General features: G+C 59.7%; 1 protein-coding gene. It reads left to right on the top strand.

Translation table 11 applies throughout. From position 1 onward, the window contains the following. The first annotated feature begins 409 nt into the window (after positions 1-409). Positions 410-1189, top strand: coding sequence for a hypothetical protein (locus EKN07_RS12370; RefSeq protein ID WP_126146571.1), 780 nt, complete (start codon positions 410-412; stop codon positions 1187-1189). Positions 1190-1453 lie beyond the last annotated feature (264 nt).

The raw sequence follows: 1453 nt of genomic DNA, 5'->3' as shown, positions 1-1453 counted from the left end.
GATTCATCCGCCGACCAATCGTGCCCCGCAACCCCTCAAAACCCTCACTGATCTTGCCAAGCCGTTTCGACAAGTCATACGCTTGGTTCGGGTCGAATGCGGCAATATCCTCCAGGCGCCTGCGCTGCTCCCTACTCGCCATGATTATCTCCGTTCTCTTTAGAGATCACGTCTCATCCACCCTGCCACTATCTGCTGCCGGGTGCTACCAGCGACCCTACAACCCATCCCTACCCGTCCGCTACGGGTATCAATACCCACACCATAAACTTGACAAACCCACCCTCCCATGATCTCAACAACAACCAGTAGAGTGAGACGTCCCGCGCCTGCTCACACTCGAGACCTGCACGATGCGGATAAACCTGCAACAATCAATACAACGACCAGACCAGACAGGAGAACCCCTATGACCACACCACCGCACACGAACACACCGGGTCCCATCAATCCGGGTCACCAGTCACACAAGACGCAAACACCAGCCCCAACCAGCCACACCCCCGACCCCACTCAGAGCGCTACCACTCCTACCGCCACTCGGCAGGGCCTACCCGGCTGGGCGTGGGCAGCCATCGGCTGCCTCGTCGTGGTTGCCGTCGTGGTCGCAGGGGTCACGATCGCTGGACGCAACCACGCCACACCCACACCGGTCCCCAGTGGTAACACAGTCGGCCCCGCCCCCACGCCGACCACGACCACACCGGAACCAACCGTTTCACCGACGTCCGAGGCTACACAGATCGGGGACTGGAGTGTGGAAGTCTTAGAGTACAAACCCGATGTCACCGACTATTTGACCACCTACGACCCACCCGTAGAGATCACGATCGAGGGCCACCGGTACCTCGGCATCAAACTCCGCGTCACCAACACCGGAGACAAGGCCAACGCCTTCACCGAGCTCGGAGAACGCCTCGACGGCATCGAGAGCGGGGGGCCAGCCCTGCAGCCGTACTATCTTGATGTTGGAGTCAGTTACCGCGGAGACGACTACCTTTCAGATGTCCGCTACCTGGAACCCGGTGAGTCTGGGGAAGGCTGGTTGTTCTACCAAGTCCGCGGCGACTTCGAGCTCACCACCATCGAAATGCAAGACCGCCGCGACCCGAACAACAAGACACCCTGGACCAGTGTCCCCTTCCCCGCACCAACAGAGACGACGTCAACACCAACCACCACCCCATAACCCCAACCCCACCTACCGCCGCGACACGGCCACACCACGACCTGGCCTGAAGCGTCCGGGATTGTTGGGGGTTTGGTTGGTGTCTGGGTTGCTTCGCGGGTGTGGGGCTGGGAAGGGTGTTGGTTATGGCAAGGTTGTATAGTGAGCAGTTCATGGCTGATGCGGTTGTGCTGGTTGAGTCAGGGATCAGTCGGGGTATGTGTGCGTTGATCTGGGGATCTCTCGGTCCTTGCTGCAAGAATGGATCACGGAGGCTTGCTTGGA

The organism is Actinobaculum sp. 352 (assembly GCF_003957265.1).
Taxonomy (GTDB): domain Bacteria; phylum Actinomycetota; class Actinomycetes; order Actinomycetales; family Actinomycetaceae; genus Asp313.
Note: the sequence above shows the minus strand (reverse complement) of the source record. Positions and strands in the feature narration are given on the sequence as shown.